Below are 12571 nucleotides of genomic sequence, written 5' to 3' on the forward strand. Positions count from 1 at the left end.
CACAACGCGGCTGCACGCGTCATGGATCATGGATCATGCAGGAGCGTGACGTTCCGGCGACAAATGCGGGGACAGGGTGTCCACGACATCCGCCATCGAGGGGCGCGCCCGCCCGTCGGCCTGGCAGCAGGCCCGCTCCAGCGCCCGCAGCGCGGCGATCCCCGGAGGCTCCTCGGCGCAGCGGTCGAGCAGTTCACCGAGCAGGACGCCCCAGGCGCGGACCTCGACCCGCTGCCAGGGGGCGCCGGCCTCGCCGCGGGGCAGCGGGGAAGCGGCCCCGAAATCGCTCAGCACCGCATCGCCCGCGCGCCCGTCCCAGAGGGTGTTGTGCGCGTAGAGGTCGCCGTGGAGCACGCCCCGGTCGTGGAGATGGGCGGCCGCCCCGGCGACGCCGGCCGCGATCCGCAGCGCCGCCTGCGGCGGCAGGGCGAGGTCCGGCGCGTAGACGTCGCGGCTGCAGCTCTCCAGGCTCGGCGGTCCGGCCAGGATCCGCCATCCGTCGGGGATCAGCGGCATCAGCAGCCCCTGCGCGCCCTCCGGGTGCCCCTCGATCCGGCCGAGGGCGCCGGTGAGGTGCGGGTGCCGGCCGGCGGCGAGGCAGGCCTCCATCTCGCGCTCGGGCAACCCGTCGCTGGTCATCCGGCCCTTGAACAGCTTCGCCGCCACCAGCTCCGTCCCCCCGGCTCTGCGCCACGATGCCCGGAAGATCCGGCCCGAGGCCCCCTCGCCGAGGCACGAGCCGAGATCGAGGGCGTCCCAGGCCACGCGCGGCACGGGGGCCGGGGCGGCCTCGCCGTCGAGGGGATTACCGGCCCAGGCGATCCAGGCGAGGCGCGGCAGCGCCGGGAGCCAAGCGGGCAGCGCCTCGAACCGGTTGGCGGACAGACGCAGCAATTCGAGGCTGCCCGCGCCTTCGAGCGAAGGCGGCAGGCTCCGCAATCGGTTTCCCGCCAGCATCAGCTTCTGCAACTGCGGGCGCCGGCCGAGGGCGTCGGGCAGATGCTCGATCCGGTTGTCGGTCAGCGTGAGCCAGCGCAGGGCCGGCGGCAGCGCCTCCTCAGGCACCTCCCGCAGCCCGGTGGCGCGGAAACCGATCTGGCTCAGGGCCGGGCAATCTCCGAGTGCGGGCGGCAGCCGCTCGAAGCGATTGCCGGAACAGAACAGGACACGAAGCCGCTTGAGCCGGCCGATATCATCGGGAAGATCGCTGAGGCCGCAGCCGCTGAGATCGAGCACTTCGAGCGTATCGGCAAGCCCGAAGATCTCGGGCGGAAACGCGGTCACCGCTCCGCCGAGGCGCAGCTCCTTGGTTCCGGCAAGGTCGCCGCGGCGCAGGGCCTGCAGCGTGGGGTGCTGTGGAACGTCCATGGAGATCTCGCGTCTCGCCCGCGCCGGGATGGCCGCCCAGCAATCCGCGATCAACCCGCAATCAATCCGCTGCACGCGAAAGCGCGTGACGGGCCGGTCAACGGTCTATAGCCGCGCGATCGCCGAGATGGCGAGACCGCCCCGAACGAGCGCTTCGCTTCAAGCCTCAGGCGAGCGTGGGCTCATGCGCCGAACGCCGAGAAAGGTCAGGATCGCCGCGGCGACGAGGAAGGGTAGAGCGACGATCAGGGCTGCCGGCCCGTCCTGGCCGATCAGTGCCGCCAGAGCGTCGCGCAGCGCGAACAGCAACAGGACCAGCGCCGCGAGGACGAGCAGGAGCACCCCGCCGAACAGCGTCACGAGCCGCGCGAGGGCGCGCAGATTGCCCCGGATCTCGACCCGAGACAGCCGCAGGAGGTTGCCGAGATGCGCGCCCGCCTCCCGGACGGCGGCCAGCATCAGGACAGCCGTGGTGCGCGGGTCCTGATCCGGCCGAGCGCTCCGGGCGCTCCGCTCGCTGACACGTGTTTCCTCGACCACGGATGGACGCCCTCCCCCGCCAGAGAGGGCGCCGACCGCTCCTCACTGCATGCTCCGCCATAGCAGAAGGATGATCGCAAATCCGAACAGGTTGTAGCCGAGTGCCCAGAGGAGCACGATCTGCAGGGCTCGGCTCGACGATGATGCGCGGTCGCGGACCGGGGTTTCGGGGATCCCTCGACGACGCTGAGGCGCCGGCGGCCGAGGCGCCGGCTCGGAGAGGAACCGCGTCAGGCACTCGGGCAGCGGCCGCTGCGGTGAGACGTCATCGGTCATGGCCTCAGCCTGTGCGATACGCGCGGATCGCACAACACCCTTCCTGATGTCGTCCTGAGCGCAACGCCTGCACGAGGAGATCGGACGGGTGGCACAATACCGGCCACAGGAGCGTCTGATCCGATCGTTGAAAAAGGCCGAGAGCGACCATCCGCCAAAGACAGACGAACGTCAAAATATTCAACGAACTAGAGAGTTAGAGGATTCGACAAGCGGCGGTGGAATGGTGAGCGCGCTGGGACTCGAACCCAGGACCTACAGATTAAAAGTCCGTTGCTCTACCAACTGAGCTACGCGCTCGCACCCGGCTCGCGCGGGCGCCGCGGGGCGGGCCGGTTGCGCTCGGAGCGTGGGGCTCGCAATAGGGGGTCGGGGCGGGAGGGTCAACACGGCTCGGTGTGCCGCCGACCGTTGAGTCGATACGAGAGCCGATGACGAGAGCGAACCCGGCGGGCTCGCCGCCGGAATGGCGGCGCTTCGTCCTGCTGTTCCTGAGTGTGGCGGCGGCTTTCGGGGCCGTTTGCATCGGCCTCGTCGCCGCCCTCGACCCCTACGGCTTGCGGGCCGGACCCGGCCGGGCGCAGGGGCCGCTGATGGATGGCAACCAGCGCTTCATGTATCCGCAGGTCGCGCGCAGCGGCGCCTATGACGGGGCGGTGTTCGGCACCTCGACCCTGCGCCTGCTCGATCCGGCGGATCTCGGCCAAGCCTTCGGCGGGCGCTTCGCCAACCTTTCGATGAACGCGGCGACGCCCTACGAGCAGACCGAGCTGGCCCGGCTCTACCTGCGTCACGAGCGGCCGGCGACGCTGCTGCTCGGCATCGATCCGACGTGGTGCGAGCCGGATGCGGCCGAGCGCCGCCTGACGTTCCGCGCCTTTCCCGCCTGGCTCTACCAGCCCATCACCGTGTGGGACGCGCTGCGCCAGGTGAACTGGCAGAGCCTCGGCACCGCCTTCGAGGGCGCCCTGTACCGGCTCGGGCTCGCCCGCGCGCGGCTCGCGGCCAACGGCTACGCGGTCTTCACCCCGCCGGAGGGCCTCTACGACGCGGCCCGCGCCCGGGCGCATATCCGCCATTCCCAGGCGGTCCAGGCCGCCGCCGAAGCCGAGCCGGGCTACCGGCCGACCTCGGCCGACGCTCCGATGCCGGCGCTCGGCTGGCTCGAGGCCCTTCTGGCGCAGGCGCCGCCCGAGACCCGCAAACTCGTGGTCTTCCCGCCCGTCCATGTCTCGCAACAGGGCGCGCCGGGCTCATCCAGCGCGGCGCGCGAAGCCGCCTGCAAGGCGCAGGTGGCGCGGATCGGCGCGGCGCGGGGGGCGACCGTGGTCGATTTCCGCATTCCGTCGCCGATCACGACGCAGGACACGAACTACTGGGATCCGCTGCATTACCGCCTGCCGGTCGCCGCGCGGATCGTGGCGGGGCTGAAGGCGGCTCAGGCGAGCGGGCGCGACGATCCCGACGGGAGCTATCGGGTTCTGGCGCACGCGCCGGAGCCCTCGAGCGAGGCTCGGGGACGACCCCGAAGCCGGTGAACCGGGCCCGGCGCCGGGCGGTTTTCTGTGGCCGAAGCAGGGTCCGGCCTGCCACGAGCCGGCCGCACTCTCGCCCGATCGGCAGGCTCTACACCCCGCGGCCCGGCCCTGCCGGGCCGTCCTCGCGTCCCGGCCCGCTCGAAGGCGGGCGGGAGCCGTGATGTCGGAGTTGCAGAGAGTTTCCATGATCGCACGCACAGCCATCGCCCTGATGATCACCACGAGCGCGGCGCTCGCCGGCCCGGCAGCGGCCCCAGCCGACCGCGAGGCGCTGCGGCAGCACTGCACCGGAGACTACCTGAGCTATTGCGGCGAGTTCGCCCCCGACAGCGCCGAGGTGCGCGCCTGTTTCAAGCAGAACAAGGCCAAGCTCTCGCCGAACTGCCAGGCGGCGATCACCAGCTACAACAAGGCCCAGAAGCGCGCCGACCTCCGCTGAGGCCGGGCCGCCGTCAACCCTTCGCGGCGGCCTCCGCCCGCGCCCAGCCGTCCTTGGTCTCGGCCACGAAATCCGCGAGCCGCCCGGCGGAAATCGCCGCGCGCATGCCGGCCATCAGGGCTTGGTAGTAGGCGAGGTTGTTCCAGGTCAGCAGCATCATCCCCAAAATCTCGTCCGAGCGGACGAGGTGATGGAGATAGGCGCGGGAATAGTCCCGTGCCGCCGGGCAATCGGAGGCCTCGTCGAGGGGCCGGGTGTCCTCGGCGTGGCGGGCGTTGCGCAGGTTGATCCGGCCGTGCCGGGTATAGGCGAGGCCGTGGCGGCCGGCACGAGTCGGCATCACGCAATCGAACATGTCGATGCCGCGCATCACCGACTGCATCAGGTCGTCGGGGGTTCCGACGCCCATGAGGTAGCGCGGCTTGGTGGACGGCAGGTGCGGCTCCACGGTCTCGATCATCGCGAGCATCACCGCCTGCGGCTCGCCCACCGCGAGGCCGCCGATGGCGTAGCCCTTGAGATCGAGATCGGTCAGCGCCCGCGCGCTCGCGATCCGCAGCTCCGGCACGTCGCCCCCCTGGACGATGCCGAACATCGCCTTGCCCGGTTGCTCGCCGAAGGCGACGCGGCAGCGCTCGGCCCAGCGCAGCGAGAGGTGCATCGCCTTCTCGATCTCCGGCCGCTCGGCCGGCAGGCGAACGCACTCGTCGAGCTGCATCTGGATGTCGGAACCGAGCAGCCCCTGGATCTCGATCGAGCGCTCCGGGCTCATCCGGTGGGCGGTTCCGTCGATATGCGAGCGGAAGGTCACGCCCTCCTCGTCGATCTTCCTCAGCGCCGAGAGCGACATCACCTGGAAGCCGCCGGAATCAGTGAGGATCGGGCCGACCCAGCGCATGAAGCGGTGGAGGCCGCCGAGCCGCGCCATCCGCTCGGCGCCGGGGCGCAGCATCAGATGATAGGTGTTGCCGAGTACCACGTCGGCGCCCAGATCGCGCACCTGCTCGGGATACATCGCCTTGACGGTCGCGGCCGTGCCCACCGGCATGAAGGCCGGCGTGCGGATCCGGCCGCGCGGCATGGCGATGTGGCCGGTGCGGGCCTGGCCGTCCGTGGCGGAGACCGTGAAGGAGAAGTCGAGCGGGGCTGTCATCGGTCCGGGGATGTGGGGGCGTGTGCGCCGGCCTGATAGCCCGGGCTGCCGTCGATCAGGAAACGCATCGCGTCGAGGCCTGCGCGCATCTCTGCCGGGGTGACGTGCTCCAGCGCGCCGTCGCGGGCGTCGAGCGCGTCCCAGACCGCCTGTTGATGCGCTTCCGACAGGTGGTCGAGCACGAAGCGGCCGCCCTCGCGCTTCGAGACGACCCGCCCGGTGGCCAGCGTACAGACGATGCGGCTCACGCCGAGAACCCCCCATTCGAGGGTCTTCGCGTCGCAGGCAGAGTCCGGTGGCTTGGCGGCGAGGGCCGCCTCGCCTTGCGCGATCCAGGGCCGCCAGTACTCGTCGAGATCGGCCAGGGTGTGGGCGCGCAGGGTCGCGTCGTCGTCGGCGATGCCGAGCGCGGCGGGAGCCGCGCCGAGGATCGGTCGGCCCGCGCGGGCGAGGCAGCGCCACAGCGCCGGATTCACCTCGCGGCAGGGCTCGCCGGTCCGTAGCCGCCCCTCCACGCTGAAGGGCACGACGGCACCCGCTTCCGGCGCGCGCCGCAGGGCATCGATCGGCAGGTAGACGCCGTCGAACGGCGGCCCGCCGGCGCGCGCCAGGGCGGCATGGACCCGCGCCAGCGCCTCAATGTCCCCCACCGGCCCGTCGAGGAGAGCGACGAAGTCGATGTCGCTGCGGCCCGGCCGGAAATCGCCGAGCGCCACAGAGCCGACGAGGTAGAGCCCGCGCAGAGTCGGGCCGCCCTCGCTCGCCATGAGGCCGAGGAAGCGGTCGACGGTGCGGGCGACATCGACCCGGAGCGGCGGGCGCCGGCTGCTCATGCGACATGCTCCGGCGTCGGGATGCGCTCCCGAAACAGCAGGCTGGCGTCGCCGTATGAATAGAAGCGGTAGCCCGACCGGATCGCGTGCGCGTAGGCCGCGCGCATGGTGTCGAGGCCGGAAAAGGCCGAGACCAGCATGAACAGGGTCGAGCGCGGCAGATGGAAGTTCGTCATCAGAGCATCGACCGCGCGGAAGCGGTAGCCCGGCGTGATGAAGATGTCGGTCGCCCCCGAGAAGGGGCGGATCGTGCCGTCCGGCCCGGCCGCGCTCTCCAAGAGCCGCAGGGCTGTGGTGCCCACCGCGACGATCCGGTTGCCCCGCGCCCGCACGGCGTTGAGCCGCTCGGCGGTGGCGGCGTCGAGGAGACCGATCTCGGCATGCATCCGGTGGGCATCGGTGTCGTCCGCCTTGACGGGCAGGAAGGTGCCGGCCCCGACATGCAGCGTGACGTGAAGCCGCTCGATCCCCGCCCCGTCGATCCCCTCGAGCAGCGCGTCGGAAAAGTGCAGCCCGGCCGTGGGAGCGGCGACCGCGCCGGGCTCGCGGGCGTAGACGGTCTGATAGTCAGCGGTGTCCCGCGCATCGGTGGCGCGCTTGCCGGCGATGTAGGGGGGGAGCGGCAGGGCGCCGAGCCCGGCGATGGCCTCGTCGAGCGCCGGCCCGGAGAGGTCGAAGCGCAGAAGGATCTCACCGCCCTCCCCTCGCTCCTCCACCGTGGCGTCGAGCGCGGACAGGGCGCAGACTTCGCTGGCTGCCTGCCCGGCATCCCCGTTGCCGAAGCGGATGCGGTCGCCGGGGGCGAGGCGCTTGGCCGGGCGGGCGAAGGCGCGCCAGCGGTCGGGTGCCTCGCGCAGGTGCAGCATCGCCTCGCAACGCTGCCCCGATCCTCCCGCCCGGTGGCGGATGCCGGAGAGGCGGGCCGGGATCACCCGCGTGTCGTTGAAGACGAGCGCGTCGCCGGGATTCAGGAGGGCGGGCAGGTCGCGCACGCCGCGATCCGCCAGGGGGGCGCCGGGGCGCACCACGAGAAGGCGGCTCGCGTCGCGCGGGCTCGCCGGCCGCAGCGCGATCGCAGCCTCCGGCAACTCGAAATCGAAAAGGTCTACGCGCATCCCGCGCCATCAGCACGGATGGGCGCGCGACGCAAATGGCGGATGATGCCTCGGGTGCAGCCGAGATGCCGCCCCGCGCGTTGGACCTCCGCTCCAAAGGAGTCCAACGGAGAACGCCACCCACGATGAAATGGTACGCCCTACGCCCGCGTGATCCCGCCGACCCGCGCTGGCCCCTGCCGGAGACGCCGCGGATCACCCTGAAGGCCGAGAACGCGGAGGACGCCCGCCGCCGCTTCGAGGTGGCCTATCCGAGCGAGCCGTTCGGCACGCCGGGTCATCCGACCGGCGATGTCGGACCCGGCAGCTTCCGGGGCGACGCGGAGGGGCTGGTGGTCGAGGAGACCGCTGAGCCGCCCGCACCGGAAGCGTGAAGCCCGTTTGCGAGGATGTCTTCAGTCATGACCGAATCCGGCAGGAAGCCGCCGCACGAGACCCTCGACGCGCAGCTCGTGCGCTACTGGGAGCGGGAAGCGGCCCGCTTCGACGAGTTGTCGGCACGGGCGAGCTTCTCCTGGCTCGGCCGTCTCTATGCCCGCAAGGCGCAGCGGGCACTCGAGAAGGCCGAGCGATCCCGCGCGAGGGAGATCGCCCGAGGCCGCCTCCCCGCGACCGCGCAGGTGGCGGCCTCGGACGGCGATAGCTCGGGCTAAAACCTTTGCCGTGGCCTTCCCTCGTCCGCGGATCGTAAGGGCGGGGCCGTCCCCTCCCCGCCCCTTGCGAGCCGCATGACCGGAACCGAGAAGGCCGCCCTGGCGAGCGCCGCCGTTGGCGTGCTCGTCACCGCGCTGAAATTCGTTGCCTACTGGCTCACCGGCAGCCTCGCGCTCTATTCCGACGCGCTGGAGAGCATCATCAACGTCGTGGCCGCGGCCTGCGCGTTCCTGGCCGTGCGCGTCGCCGCTCAGCCGGCCGACGAGGATCACCCCTACGGACACCACAAGGCCGAGTACTTCTCCGCGGTGATCGAGGGCGCGCTCGTCATCGTCGCCGCCCTGCTGATCCTGCGCGAGGCCTATTTCGGCATCCTCGACCCGAAGCCGCTCGACGCGCCCGCGCTCGGTCTCGCCGTCAACGCCGTCGCCACCGTGATCAACGCGATCTGGGCGCTGATGCTGTTCCGGCGCGGTCGGCGGCTGCGCTCGCCCGCCCTCATCGCCGATGCCCGACACATCCTCGCCGACGTGGTGACCTCGGGCGGTGTGCTCATCGGCCTCGGGCTCGTCCTCGTCACCGGAACGCTGGCGCTGGATCCGATCGTGGCGGGCTTGGTCGCCCTCAACATCCTCTGGTCGGGCTGGACCATGGTGCGCGACTCGATCAACGGCCTGATGGATCAGGCGGCCTCGCCCGAGATGGTCAGCCGCATCCGCGGCCTGATCTCGGCCCACAGCGAGGGCGCGCTGGAGGCCCACGACGTGCGCACCCGCCATGCCGGCAGCGCCACCTTCATCGACTTCCACCTCGTCGTGCCGGGCGAGATGACGGTGTCGGAATCCCACGCGATCTGCGACCGGCTGGAGGAAGTGATCGAGGCGGAGATCGAGGGCGCGGTGGTGGTGATCCATGTCGAACCCGGCGATCAGGCCAAGGGCCGCGGCGTGCCGGTGATTTGAGGCGAGCGCCCGGCTATAGGGCTTCCCATGAAGCGGGTCTTCCTCACCTCCACGCCGAGCCACCGCAACGCCTACGATCTCTTCGAGGGACGCTGGGCGAGCGATCTCAGCGAACTCGTCCCCGACCTGCCGGTCGGCGGCGGCCTGCCGGGCTTCCGGGCCGACCCCCGCCCACGTCAGGCGGCGGAGATCCTGGGCTGCGACGGACGCCTCGACGGTTACGACGTGCTCGAACTCGGGCCGCTCGAAGGCGCCCATACCTGCCAGCTCGAAGCGCTCGGCGCGAACAGCGTCACGGCGGTGGAGTCGAACTCGGAGGCCTTCCTCAAGTCGCTCATCGTCAAGAACATCGCCGGGCTGACCCGCTCGACCTTCCTGCTCGGTGACGTCAGCCGGCACCTCGCCGCGCCGGGTCCGCGCTACGACCTCATCTTCGCCTGCGGCATCCTCTACCACATGTTCGATCCCCTCGAACTGATCCGGCTCGCCGCCGCCCGCTCCGACCGGCTCTTCCTCTGGACGCATTACTTCGCGGCGCAGCCGAGATTGCGCCGCCACGTGCCCCGCCCGGTCGAGCACGAGGGGATGCGGCTCACCCTGCACGAACTGACCTACCGCGACCGCGGGCTCGCCACCTTCTGGGGCGGCAACCAGGGCAAGACCCGCTGGATCGAGCTGCCCGACCTGATCCGGGTGCTGGCCCATCACGGCCTCACCGAGACGCGGGTCGTCACCGACGCTCCGGATTTCGTGAACGGGCCGGCGGTGACGCTCGCGGCGTGGCGACCCTCGGCCCCTCCGCCGGCTTGACCCGTCCCGCACCGGCTTCCTACACACCTGACACGGGCGCCGATCCGACGGCGCCGGCACCGAAGTCGAAGAGAATGACCGAGCGCGTCGATCCGAAGAAGCTCATCAAGGGCGGCCTGCACGACTGGGAGGTCGTGATCGGCATGGAGATCCACGCCCAGGTTACCAGCCGCTCGAAGCTGTTCTCCGGCGCCTCGACCGCCTTCGGCGGCGAGCCCAACGACCACGTCTCGCTGGTCGATGCGGCCATGCCCGGCATGCTGCCGGTCATCAACGAGGAATGCGTCGCCCAGGCCGTGCGCACCGGTCTCGGACTGAAGGCGAAGATCAATCACCGCTCGGTGTTCGACCGGAAGAACTACTTCTATCCGGATTTGCCGCAGGGCTATCAGATCTCGCAGTACAAGGACCCGATCGTCGGCGAGGGCGAGGTGCTGGTCGATCTGCCGGACGGCGAGTCGATCACCGTGGGCATCGAGCGCCTGCACCTGGAGCAGGATGCCGGCAAGTCTCTGCACGATCAGGACCCGACCAAGAGCTTCGTCGATCTCAACCGCTCCGGCGTGGCCTTGATGGAGATCGTGTCGCGGCCGGATCTGCGATCGTCAGAGGAGGCCAAGGCCTACGTGACGAAGCTGCGCACCATCCTGCGCTATCTCGGCACCTGCGACGGCGACATGGAGAAGGGAAGCCTTCGCGCCGACGTCAACGTCTCGGTGCGCAAGCCGGGCGAGCCCTTCGGCACGCGCTGCGAGATCAAGAACGTCAACTCGATCCGCTTCATCGGCCAGGCGATCGAGGTCGAGGCGCGCCGTCAGATCGCGATCCTGGAGGATGGCGGCCGGATCGACCAGGAGACGCGCCTGTTCGATCCGGGCAAGGGCGAGACCCGCTCGATGCGCTCGAAGGAAGAGGCGCACGACTACCGCTACTTCCCCGATCCCGATCTGCTGCCGCTCGAATTCGACCAGGCCTACGTCGATGCGCTCGCCGCCGGCCTGCCGGAACTGCCGGACGCCAAGAAGGCGCGCTTCATCAAGGATTTCGGCCTCTCGGCCTACGATGCCGGCGTGCTCGTCGCCGAGCGGGCCTCGGCCGATTACTTCGAGGCGGTGGCGCGGGGCCGCGACGGCAAGGCGGCAGCGAATTGGGTGATCAACGAGCTGTTCGGCCGCCTCAACAAGGAGGGCCGCAGCATCGAGGACACGCCGGTTTCCGCCGAGCAGCTCGGGGGCATCGTCGATCTCATCGGCGAGGGCGTGATCTCCGGCAAGATCGCCAAGGACCTGTTCGAGATCGTCTGGTCGGAGGGCGGCGACCCGCGGGAGATCGTCGAGGCCCGCGGCATGAAGCAGGTGACCGATACCGGCGCGATCGAGGCGGCGGTGGACGCGATCATCGCCGCCAACCCGGACAAGGTGGAGCAGGCCAAGGCCAAGCCGACCCTGCTCGGCTGGTTCGTCGGCCAGACCATGAAGGCGACCGGCGGCAAGGCCAATCCGGCCGCCGTCAATGCGCTTCTCAAGGATAAGCTCGGTATCGAATAGGCTGATACGGGTTTCGCCCGCCGAAGCGGACACCCGTTTCGGCGGGCCGGCGTTCGCGCGAAGCCCGAACTCATCTCAGCGCGATCAACCGAATTCAGTATGAGTCCGATCCCCGATCCGCTGTCGCGAGACGGGGTGAGTCTGCCGCAGGGGCCGGTTCGAGTTCCCCGATCCGGGAGATCCGCAGCGCCGGCACGAAAGACTGAAACTTAACAATAATCGAATACCTCTCCGGTTGTAACCGCGTTGGCTGGGGTTGGAGATGTCTGTTCTGGTGCAGCAGCAGGCGGAGTCGAGCCTCGGCCGCGCCCAAGTCCCTGCGCAGCGTGCCTGGGATGCCCTGTCCCAGCACGGTCTCCCGCCCTCCCCGCGCAACTACGAATTGCTGCACACCTTCTTCAGCGGCGCCAACCCGCCGCTGTCGGAATGCCTCGGGCCCTGCCTGGCGCCCGGCGCCCTGCTGACGGAGGAGCAGGCGAGCGCGTTCTACGACACCTGCATCGCCGGAGCTTCGACCGAGGCCTCGGTGCTCGAGGGGGCCGGCCGGCTGGCGGAGGCGGCAGGCGCGCTGGCGGAGCGCGTCGCCGGCGGTCGCGAGGCCCTGGCCGGATACGGCGAGACCCTCAGTCATTGGTCCGGCCGCCTGGTGGCGCGCCCCACGGCCGACGAACTCATGACGGCGCTCGTCGCCCTCATCAGCGAGACCGAAGCGGCTCAGGCCCGCAACCGGCTGCTCGAGGTTCAGCTTGCGGCCTCGGCGGAGCACATCGGCACGCTGCACCGGGATCTCGTCGAGGCGCGCCGTGCGGCGGCGACCGACGCCCTGACCGGGCTCGCCAACCGCACGACCTTCGACCGCTTCCTGCGCGAGTCGGTCGCCCGGACTAGGGCGGATACCGGCAGCACCTTCTCGCTCATCTTGCTCGATATCGACCATTTCAAGGGACTCAACGACCGGCACGGGCACCGATTCGGCGATCAGGTGCTGCGGCTCGTCGGGCGGCTGCTGTCGGACAAGACCACCGATCGCGATCTCGCCGCGCGCTACGGCGGCGAGGAATTCGCGATCGTGCTCGGCGAGGCCGGCATCGGGACCGGCGTCGCGCTCGCCCAGGAGATCTGCGGCCGTCTGCGCGCCCAGCGGCTGGTCAAGCGCGGCACCGGAGATGTCGTGGGACAGGTCACGATCTCGGCGGGAGTGGCGCAGTGCCGGCCGGGCGAGGCCGCCCGCGACGTGATCGAGCGGGCCGACCGCGCGCTCTACGAGGCCAAGCGGACCGGACGCGACCGCGTCTGCCCGACGCCGAAAGCCGCGGTCGCCTGAGGGCGCGGGACG

14 protein-coding genes and 1 tRNA gene are annotated in these 12571 nt (G+C 70.6%); 8 read left to right on the top strand and 7 right to left on the bottom strand.

All coding sequences use genetic code 11. The features are described 5' to 3' along the window. Nucleotides 1-33: 33 nt before the first annotated feature. The 4 genes from HNR01_RS12500 to HNR01_RS12515 all read right to left on the bottom strand — a co-directional run bounded on the left by HNR01_RS12500 (nt 34) and on the right by HNR01_RS12515 (nt 2484). Nucleotides 34-1368: a leucine-rich repeat-containing protein kinase family protein gene (locus HNR01_RS12500; protein ID WP_183667927.1), complete on the bottom strand. Its 1335-nt coding sequence runs from the start codon at nt 1366-1368 to the stop codon at nt 34-36. Between the two features lie 159 nt (nt 1369-1527). Then, the gene (locus tag HNR01_RS12505) at nt 1528-1827 is read right to left on the bottom strand and encodes a phage holin family protein (protein ID WP_246417488.1); all 300 of its coding nucleotides are present in this window, start codon (nt 1825-1827) and stop codon (nt 1528-1530) included. A 123-nt stretch (nt 1828-1950) separates the two neighbouring features. Continuing rightward, nucleotides 1951-2184: a hypothetical protein gene (locus HNR01_RS12510; protein ID WP_183667929.1), complete on the bottom strand. Its 234-nt coding sequence runs from the start codon at nt 2182-2184 to the stop codon at nt 1951-1953. Between the two features lie 224 nt (nt 2185-2408). Continuing rightward, nucleotides 2409-2484 (bottom strand) — tRNA-Lys (locus HNR01_RS12515). A 131-nt stretch (nt 2485-2615) separates the two neighbouring features. On the opposite strand from HNR01_RS12515, the gene HNR01_RS12520 reads away from it, so the two are divergent. Both HNR01_RS12520 and HNR01_RS12525 read left to right on the top strand, forming a co-directional pair. Beyond that, complete coding sequence (locus tag HNR01_RS12520; RefSeq protein WP_183667930.1) at nt 2616-3722, top strand: hypothetical protein; 1107 nt, start codon at nt 2616-2618, stop codon at nt 3720-3722. Nucleotides 3723-3906: 184 nt separating this feature from the next. Next, nucleotides 3907-4161 carry a hypothetical protein gene (locus HNR01_RS12525; protein ID WP_017486324.1) on the top strand — a complete coding sequence of 85 codons (255 nt, stop codon included), beginning with the start codon at nt 3907-3909 and terminating at the stop codon, nt 4159-4161. A 13-nt stretch (nt 4162-4174) separates the two neighbouring features. Here HNR01_RS12525 and tgt read toward each other — a convergent pair whose 3' ends face one another. Genes tgt through queA form a run of 3 tightly spaced genes read right to left on the bottom strand, consistent with a single transcriptional unit; the run spans nt 4175 to nt 7262 of the window. Further along, nucleotides 4175-5314, bottom strand: a complete 1140-nt coding sequence (tgt, locus tag HNR01_RS12530) for a tRNA guanosine(34) transglycosylase Tgt (RefSeq protein ID WP_183667931.1) — start codon at nt 5312-5314, stop codon at nt 4175-4177. Next, a complete protein-coding gene (locus HNR01_RS12535; protein ID WP_183667932.1) occupies nt 5311-6147 on the bottom strand; it encodes a nucleotidyltransferase domain-containing protein in 837 nt (278 codons plus the stop codon). The genes tgt and HNR01_RS12535 overlap by 4 nt, the downstream gene beginning before the upstream one ends. Beyond that, the gene (queA, locus tag HNR01_RS12540; RefSeq protein ID WP_183667933.1) at nt 6144-7262 is read right to left on the bottom strand and encodes a tRNA preQ1(34) S-adenosylmethionine ribosyltransferase-isomerase QueA; all 1119 of its coding nucleotides are present in this window, start codon (nt 7260-7262) and stop codon (nt 6144-6146) included. The genes HNR01_RS12535 and queA overlap by 4 nt, the downstream gene beginning before the upstream one ends. A gap of 125 nt (nt 7263-7387) precedes the next feature. Here queA and HNR01_RS12545 point away from each other — a divergent pair, with 125 nt between their 5' ends. From HNR01_RS12545 to HNR01_RS12570, 6 genes are all read left to right on the top strand, one after another. After that, on the top strand, nt 7388-7636 hold the full coding sequence (locus HNR01_RS12545; RefSeq protein WP_183667934.1) for a hypothetical protein: 249 nt from the start codon (nt 7388-7390) through the stop codon (nt 7634-7636). Nucleotides 7637-7663: 27 nt separating this feature from the next. Beyond that, nucleotides 7664-7915, top strand: a complete 252-nt coding sequence (locus tag HNR01_RS12550) for a hypothetical protein (RefSeq protein ID WP_375373189.1) — start codon at nt 7664-7666, stop codon at nt 7913-7915. 75 nt (nt 7916-7990) lie between these two features. After that, complete coding sequence (locus HNR01_RS12555; protein ID WP_017486318.1) at nt 7991-8878, top strand: cation diffusion facilitator family transporter; 888 nt, start codon at nt 7991-7993, stop codon at nt 8876-8878. 27 nt (nt 8879-8905) lie between these two features. Continuing rightward, nucleotides 8906-9688 carry a class I SAM-dependent methyltransferase gene (locus HNR01_RS12560; RefSeq protein WP_183667935.1) on the top strand — a complete coding sequence of 261 codons (783 nt, stop codon included), beginning with the start codon at nt 8906-8908 and terminating at the stop codon, nt 9686-9688. A 74-nt stretch (nt 9689-9762) separates the two neighbouring features. Then, entirely contained in the window at nt 9763-11235 is a 1473-nt protein-coding gene (gene gatB, locus HNR01_RS12565) for an Asp-tRNA(Asn)/Glu-tRNA(Gln) amidotransferase subunit GatB (RefSeq protein ID WP_017486316.1), read from the top strand. A 262-nt stretch (nt 11236-11497) separates the two neighbouring features. Beyond that, nucleotides 11498-12559, top strand: a complete 1062-nt coding sequence (locus tag HNR01_RS12570) for a GGDEF domain-containing protein (protein ID WP_183667936.1) — start codon at nt 11498-11500, stop codon at nt 12557-12559. Nucleotides 12560-12571: the final 12 nt, after the last annotated feature.

It is taken from the genome of Methylorubrum rhodesianum (genome assembly GCF_014199985.1).
GTDB lineage: Bacteria > Pseudomonadota > Alphaproteobacteria > Rhizobiales > Beijerinckiaceae > Methylobacterium > Methylobacterium rhodesianum.

Excerpts from the sequence above, each read along its gene's own strand:
- HNR01_RS12500 (WP_183667927.1), bottom strand. The coding sequence starts at position 1,368 with ATGGACGTTCCACAGCACCCCACGCTGCAGGCCCTGCGCCGCGGCGAC.
- HNR01_RS12505 (WP_246417488.1), bottom strand. The coding sequence starts at position 1,827 with ATGCTGGCCGCCGTCCGGGAGGCGGGCGCGCATCTCGGCAACCTCCTG.
- HNR01_RS12510 (WP_183667929.1), bottom strand. The coding sequence starts at position 2,184 with ATGACCGATGACGTCTCACCGCAGCGGCCGCTGCCCGAGTGCCTGACG.
- HNR01_RS12520 (WP_183667930.1), top strand. The coding sequence starts at position 2,616 with ATGACGAGAGCGAACCCGGCGGGCTCGCCGCCGGAATGGCGGCGCTTC.
- HNR01_RS12525 (WP_017486324.1), top strand. The coding sequence starts at position 3,907 with ATGATCGCACGCACAGCCATCGCCCTGATGATCACCACGAGCGCGGCG.
- tgt (WP_183667931.1), bottom strand. The coding sequence starts at position 5,314 with ATGACAGCCCCGCTCGACTTCTCCTTCACGGTCTCCGCCACGGACGGC.
- HNR01_RS12535 (WP_183667932.1), bottom strand. The coding sequence starts at position 6,147 with ATGAGCAGCCGGCGCCCGCCGCTCCGGGTCGATGTCGCCCGCACCGTC.
- queA (WP_183667933.1), bottom strand. The coding sequence starts at position 7,262 with ATGCGCGTAGACCTTTTCGATTTCGAGTTGCCGGAGGCTGCGATCGCG.
- HNR01_RS12545 (WP_183667934.1), top strand. The coding sequence starts at position 7,388 with ATGAAATGGTACGCCCTACGCCCGCGTGATCCCGCCGACCCGCGCTGG.
- HNR01_RS12550 (WP_375373189.1), top strand. The coding sequence starts at position 7,664 with ATGACCGAATCCGGCAGGAAGCCGCCGCACGAGACCCTCGACGCGCAG.
- HNR01_RS12555 (WP_017486318.1), top strand. The coding sequence starts at position 7,991 with ATGACCGGAACCGAGAAGGCCGCCCTGGCGAGCGCCGCCGTTGGCGTG.
- HNR01_RS12560 (WP_183667935.1), top strand. The coding sequence starts at position 8,906 with ATGAAGCGGGTCTTCCTCACCTCCACGCCGAGCCACCGCAACGCCTAC.
- gatB (WP_017486316.1), top strand. The coding sequence starts at position 9,763 with ATGACCGAGCGCGTCGATCCGAAGAAGCTCATCAAGGGCGGCCTGCAC.
- HNR01_RS12570 (WP_183667936.1), top strand. The coding sequence starts at position 11,498 with ATGTCTGTTCTGGTGCAGCAGCAGGCGGAGTCGAGCCTCGGCCGCGCC.